The sequence below is a fragment of the Citrobacter sp. CK185 genome, from assembly GCF_030333565.1.
Lineage (GTDB): Bacteria > Pseudomonadota > Gammaproteobacteria > Enterobacterales > Enterobacteriaceae > Citrobacter_B > Citrobacter_B koseri.
On the sequence record NZ_JAOWFR010000001.1, the window covers coordinates 78,235 to 90,770 of the forward strand.

Genomic DNA, 12,536 nt, shown 5'->3' on the forward strand with positions numbered 1-12,536 from the left:
TCGAAGCGCAAGGCACGCAGTATACCAGCAAAAGTATTTATTCGCGGCATCTGTTAATAAAGCTCATTTTGTGATGACGATCACACTTGTTAAATCCTATAATTAATTGCTACTAAAAAATTAACAAATTGAGATGGTATCTTTTTATGGCAAATAACAACGCAAAAGCGCCACGGCTTCTCGTGACGCTGACAGCCCTCTTCGCTGCACTCTGCGGGCTGTATCTGCTGATCGGCGGCGGCTGGCTGGTCGCCATCGGCGGCTCCTGGTACTACCCGATTGCGGGCATCGTCATGCTTGGCGTCGCCGGGCTATTATGGCGCAGCAAGCGTTCCGCGCTGTGGCTGTATGCCGCCCTGCTCCTCGCCACCATGATCTGGGGCGTGTGGGAAGTCGGCTTCGACTTCTGGGCGCTAACCCCGCGTAGCGACATTCTGGTCTTCTTCGGCATCTGGCTGATTTTACCGTTTGTCTGGCATCGCCTGAGCGTCCCTTCCAGCGGCGCTGTCAGCGCACTGGTGGTTGCCCTGCTGATAAGCGGCGGCATCCTCACCTGGGCTGGCTTCAACGACCCGCAAGAGATCAACGGTACGCTAAGCGCGGACGCGGTGCCTGCCGAACCGATCTCTCCGGTTGCGGACCAGGACTGGCCTGCCTATGGCCGCAATCAGGAAGGGCAGCGCTACTCTCCGCTGAAGCAGATCACGGCTGATAACGTCCACAACCTGAAAGAGGCGTGGGTGTTCCGTACCGGCGATCTGAAGCAGCCGAACGATCCGGGTGAAATCACCAACGAAGTGACCCCGATTAAAGTCGGCGATACGCTGTATCTGTGTACCGCCCACCAGCGTCTGTTCGCGCTGGACGCGGCGAGCGGGAAAGAGAAGTGGCATTTCGACCCGCAGCTCAATACCGATCCCAGCTTCCAGCATGTCACCTGCCGTGGTGTCTCCTATCATGAAGCCACGGCCGATAACGCCTCGCCGGATGTCGTTTCAGACTGCCCGCGCCGCATTATTCTGCCGGTGAACGATGGCCGTATTTTCGCCCTCAACGCAGACAACGGCAAGCTGTGCGAATCCTTTGCCAACAACGGCATTCTGAACCTGCAAACCAATATGCCGGTCACTACGCCGGGCATGTATGAACCCACGTCACCGCCGGTCGTGACCGACAAGGTGATCGTCATTGCAGGCGCCGTCACCGATAACTTCTCTACCCGCGAGCCGTCCGGGGTTATTCGCGGCTTTGACGTGAACAGCGGTAAACTGCTGTGGGCATTCGATCCCGGTGCGAAAGACCCGAACGCGATCCCGTCGGATGAGCACCACTTCACGCCAAACTCGCCAAACTCCTGGGCGCCAGCCGCGTATGACGCGAAGCTGGATTTGGTCTATCTGCCGATGGGCGTCACCACCCCGGATATCTGGGGCGGCAACCGTACGCCAGAGCAGGAGCGCTATGCCAGCTCGATCCTGGCGCTCAATGCAACGACCGGTAAACTGGCCTGGAGCTATCAGACCGTTCATCACGATCTGTGGGATATGGATATGCCGTCCCAGCCGACGCTGGCGGATATCACCGTGAAAGGGCAAACCGTTCCGGTCATCTACGCCCCGGCAAAAACCGGTAATATTTTCGTGCTGGACCGTCGCAATGGTCAGCTTGTGGTGCCTGCCCCGGAAAAACCGGTGCCGCAGGGCGCGGCCAAAGGGGATCACGTCACCAAAACGCAGCCGTTCTCTGATTTGAGCTTCCGTCCAACGAAAGACTTGACCGGTGCGGATATGTGGGGCGCCACCATGTTCGATCAGCTGGTGTGCCGCGTGATGTTCCACCAGATGCGTTATGAAGGGATCTTTACCCCGCCATCAGAAAAAGGCACGCTGGTCTTCCCGGGCAACCTCGGTATGTTCGAATGGGGCGGCATTTCCGTCGATCCGAACCGTCAGGTGGCGATTGCCAACCCGATGGCGCTGCCGTTTGTCTCTAAACTGATCCCACGCGGCCCGGGTAATCCGATGGAGCCGCCGGAAGATGCCAAAGGCACCGGTTCGGAATCGGGTATTCAACCGCAGTATGGCGTACCGTATGGCGTGACGCTGAACCCGTTCCTGTCGCCGTTTGGTCTGCCGTGTAAACAGCCTGCCTGGGGCTACATCTCCGCGCTGGATCTGAAAACCAACGAAGTTGTCTGGAAAAAACGTATTGGTACGCCGCAGGACAGCATGCCGTTCCCGATGCCGTTTAAAGTGCCGTTCAATATGGGGATGCCAATGCTGGGCGGCCCAATCTCTACCGCTGGCAACGTGCTGTTTATTGCCGCGACCGCAGATAACTACCTGCGCGCTTACAACATGAGCAATGGTGAAAAACTGTGGGAAGGCCGTCTGCCCGCAGGCGGTCAGGCAACGCCGATGACGTATGAAGTCAACGGTAAGCAGTACGTCGTGATTTCCGCCGGGGGGCACGGTTCGTTCGGGACGAAGATGGGCGACTATATTGTCGCGTACGCTCTGCCTGACGACGCGCAGTAACGTTTATGCCGGATGGCGGCTTCGCCTTATCCGGCCTACAGGATGCTCATTTTACTGTAGGCCGGATAAGCGTCAGCGCCATCCGGCATGTTTATACCGTAAAGCCAAGCATCATGCCTGTATCTTCATGCTCCAGCAGATGGCAGTGCGCCATGTAAGCATGTTCTTGCGATGCCTCGTGATCAAACTTCACCAGCACCTCGCTGATCCCGCCTTCAACCCTCACCGTATCCTTCCAGCCTGCGCGATGCGCCGCCGGAGCGCTGCCGTTTTCCGACAGGATGCGGAACTGCGTACCATGGATATGGAACGGATGCAGCATCATGTCGCCTTCGCCGGAAATAACCCAGCGCTCATACTGCCCTTTGGCGGCGGCAAACATCGGTGTCGTCATATCAAACGCCTGGCCGTTGATCTTATTGGCATTGTGGAAATCGAACTTCCCGCCGTGATTCATATGTCCACCATTGCCGTGATTCATTGAGCCATGATTCATATGCCCCATCATCTGCCCATGATCCATTCCCGCCATCGCCCGGTCGCCATACTTTTGCATCAACATCTGCATACCCATCATGTCGAGCATCGGGTCCATCGACAGTTGCAGTTTTCGCTGCGTCAGGCCATCAAGAGAAGGCAATGCAGGCATCGTGGTCAGCGTATCCGGCAAGGTGCCGGAGGCCGTGACCGCCAGCGGCTGGATATGCATAACCGGGTGCGGTTTATCAAACGGCGCGATCGTCATCCCCATCTGGCTGACGGGCAGCGTCATCAACTCAAACGCTTTGCCGTCGCTGATGTCGATAAGCACTTCGAAACGCTCCCCCATTAACATGGGCAGTGCGTTTACCTTCACCGGCTCCGCCAGCAGGCCGCCATCGCTGGCGATAACATACAGCGGACGGTTGTCGCTGGTGGCGATGTTCAGTGAACGCGCGTTGCAGCCATTCAGCAGACGCAGACGCAGCCAGCCTTTTGGCGCAGCATGCTGCGGATAAATCGCCCCGTTGGTCAGCAGCGTGTCGCCAAACCACCCGACGGCGGCGGTCATCATATCCAGCTGATAATTGATTTGTCCGTCAGGGGAAAACTGTTTGTCCTGAATAATCACCGGCACATCGTCTATCCCCCACTGTTTTGGCAGGAGCAGTTTGCCAATGTCTTCATCTTCAATCAGTACCAGGCCCGCCAGTCCCATCGCCACCTGACGACCGGTTTTCCCATGCTGATGAGGGTGGAACCAGCAGGTTGCCGCACGCTGTTCAGGCGTGAAGGTGACGGAGCGCTTGCCGCCCGCCGCAATCACCCCCTGCGGGCCGCCGTCCACCTCGCCGGGAACTTCCAGCCCATGCCAGTGCAGCGTCGTCTCCTCGGCAAGCTGGTTATGAATATCCACGGTAATACGCTGACCTTTGTGCAGCTTAAGCGCCGGCCCGAGTAGCGTGCCGTTGTAGCCCCAGGTCGTTGCCGTTTTACCCGCGAAGGTCGACTGTCCGGCTTTGACAATCAGCGAAATGTGATTGCGCGCGTCGGCGGTTAAAAGATCGGGAATGGGTAACGCGGGACGTTCCGCAGCAAACACGGCGCGGCTCCACAACGGCAGTGCCGATGCGACCCCAAGCGCCACAGAATATTTTAAGAAATCACGACGTTGCATAATCACTTCCTTATTTTCAACCGGCGGGACGCAATCTGACCTTTGAGCATAGACCCTCCCCTTACGGGAAGGTCAAGTCACAGACGCCCGTCGGATACAATAATAAATGTCGTCGCCTCGCCCGCAGTGTGCTAACGTTTAATTTCCGTGATGCAGTGGTAGAAGCAATGAAGACGTTTTTCAGAACAGTGTTGTTCGGCAGCCTGATGGCCGTATGCGCAAACAGCTATGCGCTCAGTGAATCCGAAGCCGAAGATATGGCAGATTTAACGGCGGTGTTCGTCTTTCTGAAAAATGACTGCGGTTACCAGAATCTCCCGAACGGTCAGATTCGTCGCGCACTGGTCTTTTTTGCCCAGCAAAACCAGTGGGACCTCAGCAATTACGACTCCTTCGACATGAAATCCCTCGGTGAAGACAGCTACCGCGATCTGAGCGGCATCGGTATTCCCGTCGCCAAAAAATGCAAAGCGCTGGCGCGCGATTCCCTGAGTTTGCTGGCCTACGTAAAATAACTCGCGTTATACCCAACGGATACCTTATTGCTGAAATAATGACCGTGCATCATCGGTCATTGTTAGCTATTATGTTGCGCCCATTTTTTACGGGTGTTAACAATGGAGGTATCAGCCAATGGCCGAAAATACGAAGTGGCATGAAACGCTACACGACCAGTTTGGTCAGTACTTTGCCGTAGACAACGTGCTGTATCACGAGAAAACCGATCACCAGGATCTGATTATTTTCGAGAACGCCGCGTTTGGCCGCGTAATGGCGCTGGACGGCGTGGTGCAAACCACCGAGCGCGATGAGTTTATCTATCACGAGATGATGACCCACGTTCCGCTGCTGGCACACGGCCACGCGAAACATGTGCTGATCATCGGCGGCGGCGACGGCGCAATGCTGCGTGAAGTGACACGGCATAAAAATGTCGAAACCATCACGATGGTGGAGATCGACGCAGGCGTGGTCTCTTTCTGCCGTCAGTATCTGCCGAATCACAACGCAGGCAGCTATGACGATCCGCGTTTTAATCTGGTGATCGACGATGGCGTTAACTTCGTGAATCAGACCAGCCAGACCTTTGATGTGATCATCTCCGACTGTACCGATCCGATCGGCCCCGGCGAGAGTCTGTTCACCTCAACCTTCTATGAAGGTTGCAAGCGCTGTCTGAATCCTGGCGGGATCTTTGTCGCACAGAACGGCGTCTGCTTCCTGCAACAGGATGAAGCCATTGACAGCCACCGCAAGCTCAGCCATTACTTTGGCGATGTCAGCTTCTACCAGGCAGCCATTCCGACCTACTACGGCGGCATTATGACCTTCGCGTGGGCGACGGACAATGACGCGCTGCGCCACCTGTCAACCGAGATTATTCAGGCGCGTTTCCATACCTCCGGCCTGAAATGCCGTTACTACAATCCGTCTGTTCACACGGCAGCTTTTGCCTTACCTCAGTATTTGCAAGACGCGCTCGCAACACCGTCGTCCTAAGGAGAAGATAAGAAATTGAAAAAACTGAAACTGCATGGCTTTAATAATCTGACCAAAAGTCTGAGTTTTTGTATTTACGATATCTGCTACGCCAAAACCGCAGAAGAGCGCGATGGTTACATTGCCTATATCGATGAACTCTATAACGCCAATCGCCTGACGGAAATTCTGTCAGAGACGTGCTCCATCATCGGCGCGAATATCCTGAATATCGCCCGCCAGGATTATGAACCCCAGGGCGCCAGCGTCACTATTCTGGTAAGCGAAGAGCCGGTCGACCCGCAGCTTATCGACAAAACAGAGCATCCCGGCCCGCTGCCCGAGGCCGTCGTCGCCCATCTGGATAAGAGCCATATCTGCGTGCATACCTACCCGGAAAGCCACCCGGAAGGCGGATTGTGCACCTTCCGCGCCGACATTGAAGTTTCGACCTGCGGCGTGATTTCCCCGCTGAAGGCGCTGAATTACCTAATCCACCAGTTAGAGTCCGATATCGTCACCATCGACTACCGCGTGCGTGGGTTTACCCGCGACGTCAACGGCATGAAACACTTTATCGATCATGAGATTAACTCCATTCAGAACTTTATGTCCGACGACATGAAGTCGCTGTATGACATGGTGGATGTGAACGTGTATCAGGAAAATATCTTCCATACCAAGATGCTGCTTAAAGAGTTCGATCTTAAGCACTACATGTTCCACACTAAACCGGAAGATCTGACGGAAACCGAGCGCAAAGAGATTACCGCTGCGCTGTGGAAAGAGATGCGCGAGATTTACTACGGCCGCAATATCCCTGCGGTATAAGCGTAACGGCGGAGCACGGAGGCTCCACCGTATTTAGCGTTGTTGAATGAAATGACGGTAAGCCGCAACAACCTGAAGAAAGTCCTCCACGCCGCAGAGCGATAAGCTCTCTTCGTCGTAGTAGTTCATCCCCTCTTCCATTTCGTCGCCGGTAAACTCCAGTTGATTAGCGCGAACCATCACCTCTTCGCCATCCATCCAGAGCGTATATTCATGTCCCGCCCGTTGCCAGGAACGCTCACTGCCCTTTAGCGCACGCGCCGCTTGTTCCACTTCATCAAGCAAGGCCAGGTTCTCTTTCACTTCTTCGTTAAACCAGTGCCCCACCACCTCGTGGCCCATGGACATTCGCACTTTTACCACTCCGGTAATATCGCGCAGAAATTCGTAATCCATAATGTGTTCCTCTGCTCCCGGCAATGCGCCATTACCGCATTGCGCCCATGCTGTAATTATCGCAGCACAACGGAAGAAAAAAAGCGGAACGGGCGGAAGGAATAGAAATAAAAATGCCCGGTGACGCAAGGTTCACCGGGCATTGATGCGTTTTTACGCAGAACAGGTCGGAGCCGTTACACCGCGGTCTGGAAAATCACGCCGTCGGCTTTCTCGGTGTACTGGGAAAGCTGATCGAAGTTCAGATAACGGTAGGTATCCACGGCGGTTTTATCCACCTGCGCAACGTAGGTCTGGTACTCTTCCGGCGTCGGCAGTTTGCCGATCAGCGCCGCAACCGCCGCCAGTTCCGCAGAAGCCAGATAGACGTTCGCCCCGGTTCCCAGACGGTTCGGGAAGTTACGGGTTGAGGTAGAAACAACCGTCGCCCCGTCAGCCACACGCGCCTGGTTCCCCATGCACAGTGAACAGCCTGGAATTTCAATCCGCGCGCCGCTCTTACCAAAGACGCTATAGTAGCCCTCTTCGGTCAACTGCGCGGCATCCATACGGGTTGGTGGCGCCACCCACAGGCGGGTCGGCAGCTGGCCTTTGTGCGCATCCAGCAGTTTACCTGCCGCACGGAAGTGACCGATGTTGGTCATACAGGAACCGATAAAGACTTCGTCAATCTTCTCGCCCTGCACATCAGACAGCAGACGCGCATCGTCAGGATCGTTCGGCGCGCAGAGGATCGGCTCTTTGATATCAGCCAGATCGATCTCGATCACCGCCGCATAATCAGCATCCGCATCCGCTTCCAGCAACTGCGGGTCCGCCAGCCATTTTTCCATGCCCTGAATACGGCGCTCCAGGGTGCGGCGATCGCCGTAACCTTCCGCGATCATCCACTTCAGCAGAACGATGTTGGAGTTCAGGTACTCGATAATCGGCTCTTTGTTGAGCTTAATGGTACAGCCTGCCGCAGAACGCTCCGCAGAGGCATCGGTCAGCTCAAACGCCTGTTCCACTTTCAGGTCCGGCAGCCCTTCGATTTCCAGAATACGGCCGGAGAAGATGTTTTTCTTACCTTTCTTCTCAACGGTCAGCAGACCCTGTTTGATCGCGTACAGCGGGATCGCGTGTACCAGATCGCGCAGGGTGATACCCGGCTGCATTTTGCCTTTAAAGCGCACCAGCACTGATTCCGGCATATCCAGCGGCATGACGCCAGTCGCCGCCGCAAACGCCACCAGGCCAGAACCCGCCGGGAAGGAGATACCAATCGGGAAACGGGTATGGGAGTCGCCGCCGGTACCAACGGTATCCGGCAGCAGCATACGGTTCAGCCAGGAGTGGATTACGCCATCGCCCGGACGCAGAGAGACGCCGCCACGGTTCATGATGAAATCCGGCAGCGTGTGGTGCGTAGTTACGTCAACCGGTTTCGGATACGCTGCGGTATGGCAGAAAGACTGCATCACCAGGTCAGACGAGAAGCCCAGGCACGCCAGGTCTTTCAGTTCGTCACGGGTCATTGGGCCAGTGGTATCCTGAGAGCCTACGGAGGTCATTTTCGGTTCGCAGTAAGCGCCCGGACGGATACCGGCAACGCCGCAGGCGCGGCCCACCATCTTCTGCGCCAGCGAGTAGCCGCGAGCGCTTTCCGCCACGTCTTTCGCCTGACGGAACACATCGCTGTGCGGCAGACCCAGCGCTTCACGCGCTTTGGTGGTCAGGCCGCGACCGATGATCAGCGGAATACGACCGCCCGCGCGCACTTCGTCGATCAGCACGTCGGTTTTCAGTTCAAAGCTCGCCAGCAGTTCGCCGGTTTCGTGATGGCGGACTTCACCTTTGTACGGGTAAACGTCAATCACATCGCCCATGTTCAGGTTATTCACGTCCACTTCAATGGGCAGCGCGCCCGCATCTTCCATCGTGTTAAAGAAGATAGGCGCAATTTTGCCGCCAAGACACAGACCGCCGCCGCGTTTGTTCGGCACATTCGGGATGTCATCGCCCATGAACCACAACACGGAGTTGGTAGCGGATTTACGCGAAGAACCGGTGCCGACAACGTCGCCCACGTAGGCTAACGGATAGCCTTTTTGCTGCAACGCTTCGATCTGTTTGATCGGCCCCACCACGCCAGGCTGATCCGGCTCAATGCCTTCACGGGCGTTTTTCAGCATCGCCAGCGCGTGCAGCGGAATGTCCGGGCGGGACCAGGCATCTGGCGCCGGGGAGAGGTCGTCGGTGTTGGTTTCACCGGTCACTTTAAAGACGGTAACGGTGATTTTTTCAGCCAGAGCAGGACGGTTCAGGAACCATTCGGCATCGGCCCAGGACTGCATCACCTGCTTCGCATATTCGTTGCCCGCTTTGGCTTTTTCTTCTACATCGTAGAAGTTGTCGAACATCAGCAGGGTATGAGACAGCGCTTTGGCGGCAATCGGCGCCAGTTTGGCATCGTCCAGCGCGTCAATCAGCGGATGAATGTTGTAACCACCCTGCATGGTGCCCAGCAGTTCAATGGCTTTTTCTGGAGTAACCAGCGGGGAGGTGGTGTCGCCTTTCGCGACGGCAGCGAGAAAGCCCGCTTTTACATAGGCGGCTTCATCGACGCCAGGGGGAACACGGTTGATTAACAGGTCTAACAGGAATTCTTCTTCGCCCACAGGCGGGGTCTTCAGCAGCTCGACAAGTGCGGCCATTTGGGTTGCATCTAAGGGTTTGGGCACAATCCCAAGGGCGGCACGCTCAGCTACGTGCTTACGGTATTCTTCTAGCACGACGGTTCTCCTCGCTCTCATTGTCATAGTGCGGCGCTTTTGTATATGGGCGATTCTCTTCACGCTCCTGTGAGACAGCAGTTTGTAGGGTAAATGCCCGATACCGCAACGGGCAGAATAGCAGGATTTTAGTGGGGTGTTAATCTGTTTACAAAAAAGCAACATAAAAAAGTGGCTGAATCGTTACGCATGGTCTATTGCCCTTCGCCTTTTCAGGAAAGAGACATTTTCCCCTGTAACGTTTGCTCACATTATTTCGAACGCTAATCATCACCTGACGGTAGCGATCCCAATATTAGTCAAAAATTAAACTCCCGCCGCCCTATACTCACGCAACACCGCACCCGCTGGCGGCAGGCATAATGACCATGACGATTCTTCAGGAATCGGGAGAGATAAAATGACGTTGCCCTTTAAGCCCCATGTAATTGCGCTGGTATGCAGCGCAGGGTTATTTGCCGCTTCGGGTGTGTTGTATGTAAAAAGCCGCACGCCCGAAGCCCCGCTTCAACCCGCGCCCGTTGCCGTGCAGCCGCAGCCGACCGCCGCCGCGGAACCTGAAACAAAAGCCGCGTTTACCGCAGCGCAAATCGATCAATGGGTCGCCCCGATAGCGCTCTACCCTGACTCACTGCTTTCTCAGGTGCTGATGGCCGCCACCTATCCGGCGAACGTGGTTCAGGCGGTGCAGTGGTCGCATGACAACCCAACCCTGCAAGGCGACGCGGCAATACAGGCCGTCTCCGGTCAGCCCTGGGACCCGAGCGTGAAATCACTGGTGGCGTTTCCCCAGTTGATGGCGCTGATGGGCGAAAACCCAACGTGGGTGCAAAACCTTGGCGACGCTTTTCTGGCCCAGCCGCAGGACGTCATGGACGCGGTGCAACGGCTGCGTTTACTGGCGCAGCAAACCGGCTCGCTGAAATCCACGCCGCAGCAAACGGTCAGCAGCACGCCGAAGCAGAGCGCCGCAGCTACGCAGGCGACCGCCGCCGCTAACGTACAGAGCACGACGCCGACGGTGATCAAAATTGAGCCCGCCGATCCACAGGTCGTCTATGTTCCCAACTATAATCCCGCGACCGTTTACGGCGCCTGGCCGAACACCGCTTACCCGCCCGTGTATCTGCCGCCGCCTCCCGGACAGCAATTCGCCGACAGTTTCGTGAAAGGCTTTGGTTATAGCCTCGGCGTCGCCACCACCTACGCGTTGTTCAGCAGCATCGACTGGGACGACGATCATCATCACCACGACGATGACCATCACCACCACGATGATAACGACCATCACGGCGGCAATGGCTACCAGCACAACGGGGATAACATCAATATCAATGTGAATAACTTCAATCACATTACCGGGCAAAATCTCAAAGGGCAGACAATGGCCTGGCAGCACAACCCGGCGTATCGCAACGGCGTGCCCTATCAGAACAACGCGGTGTCCCAACGTTTTCATCAAACCGATGTCAGCGGCGGGTTAAGCGCTACTCAACAGACGCCAGCCTCCCGCGACGGCCAGCGTCAGGCGGCGATGGCGCAATTCCAGCAGCATAGCCACGCGTCTCCCGCCACGCGAACCCAACCACCTGGCGCGACGTCCCGCGATGCTCAGCGCAAAGCGGCCTCGCAGCAGCTAAACCAGATTGCCCAGCGGAATAACTATCGCGGCTACGACACCCGGCAAGACAGCGTTCACAGAGAGTCGGCTCAGTCACATTCACTGTCACAGCCGCAACGGGAGACCGTTCACCAGCGCGTTGCATCCGCCACGCCGCAGCAGCGTCAGACCTTCCGGCAGAACCATGCCAATGTGTTCAGCGGTAACGACAGCCGTTCGCCCTCCTGGCAATCCCAGCAGCAGCGCGGCCAGCAGAGTCGTCACGTCGGCAATCTCAATACTGAACAGCGTGCCGCTGCGCGTGAACACCTTTCCGAGCGCCATGAATTTCGCCGTCGTTAACCGGAGTCGATGATGAAAAAAATCCTGTTAAGCACCCTGCTGCTGTCGCTGCCGTTGTTGAGCTACGCGCAACAACGCTTCCCTTCGCCTGACGACGCGGCAACGGCGTTCGCGACCGCAGTCGCCACACAAAACGAGGCGCAGTTGACGGCGCTATTGGGCGACAACTGGCGACAGTTTCTGCCGCAGGAAGGCGCCGACCCCGAAGCCGTTGCCCGCTTTAACCGCGACTGGAAAATCAGCCACCGTATCGTACAGCAAGACGATACCGCGCACCTGAACGTCGGGCGCGACGAGTGGCAACTGCCTGTACCGATGATGAAAGATGCTGATGGCTGGCATTTTGATATGGCGGCCGCACAGGACGAGATCCTCACCCGCGCCATCGGCCGCAATGAACTGTCGGCGATAGAAGCGATGCGTGCCTATGTGGATGCCCAATACGATTACTGGCAACGCAAACAGAGGTTCGCGACAAAACTCATCAGTAGCAAAGGTCAGCAGGATGGACTGTACTGGCCGGCACAACCCGGCGAGATGCCCAGCCCGTTAGGCCCGGCATTCAGTCCTTCGGCACCCGGTGAGGGTTATCACGGCTACCATTTCCGCATTATTCCCGATAGCACAGAGAACGGTTTCGCCCTGCTGGCCTGGCCGGTAATTTGGGGGAAGACGGGCGTCATGAGCTTTATGGTGAATCAGGACGATAAGGTGTATCAGGCGAACCTGGGAAAAGGGACGGAGAAGAACGTCGCGACAATCAATAAATTCAATGCCGATGCCCACTGGCAGACCGTTGAGTAAAAGCGGTTATCAAAGATTACAGGCCGGATAAGGCGTTGATGCCGCCATCCGGCAAAACCCGGGGCAGGATTTGACCCAATAAAAAAGCGGCCGCT

The 12,536-nt window shown here is 56.4% G+C and carries 9 protein-coding genes; 6 read left to right on the forward strand and 3 right to left on the reverse strand.

Annotated features, from left to right (window positions below):
• Positions 1-146 precede the first annotated feature (146 nt).
• Complete coding sequence (locus OGV79_RS00370; RefSeq protein WP_286466639.1) at positions 147-2,537, forward strand: glucose/quinate/shikimate family membrane-bound PQQ-dependent dehydrogenase; 2,391 nt, start codon at positions 147-149, stop codon at positions 2,535-2,537.
• Between the two features lie 91 nt (positions 2,538-2,628).
• On the opposite strand, the gene cueO is transcribed toward OGV79_RS00370, so the two are convergent.
• A complete protein-coding gene (cueO, locus tag OGV79_RS00375) occupies positions 2,629-4,194 on the reverse strand; it encodes a multicopper oxidase CueO (RefSeq protein ID WP_286466641.1) in 1,566 nt (521 codons plus the stop codon).
• Between the two features lie 167 nt (positions 4,195-4,361).
• Between cueO and OGV79_RS00380 the strand changes: the two genes are divergently transcribed.
• From OGV79_RS00380 to speD, 3 genes are all read left to right on the forward strand, one after another.
• A complete protein-coding gene (locus OGV79_RS00380) occupies positions 4,362-4,709 on the forward strand; it encodes a YacC family pilotin-like protein (protein ID WP_012134034.1) in 348 nt (115 codons plus the stop codon).
• Positions 4,710-4,827: 118 nt separating this feature from the next.
• Positions 4,828-5,694, forward strand: a complete 867-nt coding sequence (gene speE, locus OGV79_RS00385; protein ID WP_012134036.1) for a polyamine aminopropyltransferase — start codon at positions 4,828-4,830, stop codon at positions 5,692-5,694.
• Between the two features lie 15 nt (positions 5,695-5,709).
• Positions 5,710-6,504, forward strand: coding sequence for an adenosylmethionine decarboxylase (gene speD, locus OGV79_RS00390; protein WP_012134037.1), 795 nt, complete (start codon positions 5,710-5,712; stop codon positions 6,502-6,504).
• 33 nt (positions 6,505-6,537) lie between these two features.
• Here the strand turns inward: speD and yacL are convergent, their stop codons facing one another.
• Positions 6,538-6,900: a protein YacL gene (gene yacL / locus OGV79_RS00395; RefSeq protein WP_012134038.1), complete on the reverse strand. Its 363-nt coding sequence runs from the start codon at positions 6,898-6,900 to the stop codon at positions 6,538-6,540.
• 176 nt (positions 6,901-7,076) lie between these two features.
• The gene (acnB, locus tag OGV79_RS00400; RefSeq protein WP_047458888.1) at positions 7,077-9,674 is read right to left on the reverse strand and encodes a bifunctional aconitate hydratase 2/2-methylisocitrate dehydratase; all 2,598 of its coding nucleotides are present in this window, start codon (positions 9,672-9,674) and stop codon (positions 7,077-7,079) included.
• Between the two features lie 400 nt (positions 9,675-10,074).
• On the opposite strand from acnB, the gene OGV79_RS00405 reads away from it, so the two are divergent.
• Together OGV79_RS00405 and OGV79_RS00410 are read left to right on the forward strand one after the other, a co-directional pair.
• The gene (locus OGV79_RS00405) at positions 10,075-11,637 is read left to right on the forward strand and encodes a DUF3300 domain-containing protein (RefSeq protein WP_114847950.1); all 1,563 of its coding nucleotides are present in this window, start codon (positions 10,075-10,077) and stop codon (positions 11,635-11,637) included.
• A gap of 12 nt (positions 11,638-11,649) precedes the next feature.
• Entirely contained in the window at positions 11,650-12,441 is a 792-nt protein-coding gene (locus OGV79_RS00410; protein ID WP_114847951.1) for a DUF2950 family protein, read from the forward strand.
• The last annotated feature ends 95 nt before the right edge of the window (positions 12,442-12,536 follow it).

Excerpts from the sequence above, each read along its gene's own strand:
- OGV79_RS00380 (WP_012134034.1), top strand. The coding sequence starts at position 4,362 with ATGAAGACGTTTTTCAGAACAGTGTTGTTCGGCAGCCTGATGGCCGTA.
- cueO (WP_286466641.1), bottom strand. The coding sequence starts at position 4,194 with ATGCAACGTCGTGATTTCTTAAAATATTCTGTGGCGCTTGGGGTCGCA.
- yacL (WP_012134038.1), bottom strand. The coding sequence starts at position 6,900 with ATGGATTACGAATTTCTGCGCGATATTACCGGAGTGGTAAAAGTGCGA.
- OGV79_RS00405 (WP_114847950.1), top strand. The coding sequence starts at position 10,075 with ATGACGTTGCCCTTTAAGCCCCATGTAATTGCGCTGGTATGCAGCGCA.
- speE (WP_012134036.1), top strand. The coding sequence starts at position 4,828 with ATGGCCGAAAATACGAAGTGGCATGAAACGCTACACGACCAGTTTGGT.
- OGV79_RS00410 (WP_114847951.1), top strand. The coding sequence starts at position 11,650 with ATGAAAAAAATCCTGTTAAGCACCCTGCTGCTGTCGCTGCCGTTGTTG.
- OGV79_RS00370 (WP_286466639.1), top strand. The coding sequence starts at position 147 with ATGGCAAATAACAACGCAAAAGCGCCACGGCTTCTCGTGACGCTGACA.